At 61.6% G+C, this 1292-nt stretch carries 2 protein-coding genes; both read left to right on the top strand.

Going from position 1 to position 1292, the window contains the following annotated elements:
• The coding region (locus RT91_RS19885; protein ID WP_152982902.1) for a substrate-binding domain-containing protein at positions 1-837 on the top strand (837 nt) is incomplete at its 5' end.
• A partial coding sequence (locus RT91_RS22745; protein ID WP_408735347.1) for an ATP-binding cassette domain-containing protein occupies positions 803-1292 on the top strand: 490 nt, incomplete at its 3' end. The genes RT91_RS19885 and RT91_RS22745, both read left to right, overlap by 35 nt.

Genomic DNA, 1292 nt, shown 5'->3' on the forward strand with positions numbered 1-1292 from the left:
ACGGGCGTTCCTGGAACGTCCGTCGATACCGATCGTACCAAGGCCGCCAAAGAGGTCTTCGCCAAATATCCCGGTATACACATCATCGCGTCGGCTCCGGGTATGTGGAGCCAGGCCGTCGCCCGGACGGCGCTGACCAAGATCGTGACCACGCATCCCTGGAAGGACATCAATGGTCTGTGGATGCAGGTCGGCTGCTATACAGCCAATTCGATGGAGAAACAGGCGGGCATCCCCGACAGCAAGCTTCGAGCCTGCGCCGGTGAAGGCTCGAACGGCCATCGCATCCAAATGCTTCCCGTTGGCGACAAGACGGTGAAGGGCGCGCACGATACTTATCGGCCGATGGGGGCGCCGAGCATCTCCTACGCCTCACCGCCGTATTCCGGTGCGCTTGCGCTCAAGCTTGCGGTGCAGATTCTCGAAGGCAAGAAGGTGCCCAAACTCACGAAGCTGCCTCTGCCGCTGGTGACCAATGCGAGCGTCAAACTGTGCCAAAAGGGTGCGTGGATGGAGATGGAAGCGGGGTGCAACGTCTTCCAGCCGGCCATCATCAGTAATCCGGGCTGGTTCGCCTCGATCTACTCGCCACAGACGCCCGAGGTCGGTCTGCAGGCGGCCTCCACGGTACGCCGGAGCAGTGAGCACGATCGGTCACGTGCCCCCCGCTCCCTCTCCAGCATCGGCTCCGCCGGCAGGGGAAGGGTTTACGGAGCCCGCTCTCGATCTTACCGAGATTGCCAAGCGCTTCGGGGCGACCATTGCTCTGAAGAATGCGTCCTTCACGGTCCATGCCGGCGAGGTGCATGCGCTTCTTGGCGAGAACGGCGCCGGTAAGTCCACCTTGGTCAAGCTGCTGTCAGGCCTACTGACCCCTGACGCCGGACGGATCCGCATCCTCGGCCAGGACGTCGCACTGAAGGGTCGCCCGCATATCAAACCGAGTGGCATGGAAAAAGGAACAGCGCCGCCGAAGCCCCAGAAGCAGGAGAAGCGTCCCGTTCGGGGCAAGGTCTCACCCCGGGTCAAAGTCGAAGAAAAGGTGATCGGGATTGAGGTCCCGCCAGGAGCTGTTTTCAAAGGTCATGAACCTTTTCTGGTCCAGGACCTCGTGATTTCGGCGACGGCGACCCGTTACCTGCGAGAGCGCTGGATAACGCCGGATGGCCGGACGATCCTGGCACCATTGCCTCAAGGAACCGCAGGCCATTTCGGTCCGGAAACTACGCCGCTTCGTGCTGGTGCAATATCATCGAGGGTCAATCGACGATGCCCGNGGTTGCTCGCCTTGT

The sequence above is a fragment of the Acidiphilium sp. JA12-A1 genome, from assembly GCF_000724705.2.
Lineage (GTDB): Bacteria > Pseudomonadota > Alphaproteobacteria > Acetobacterales > Acetobacteraceae > Acidiphilium > Acidiphilium multivorum.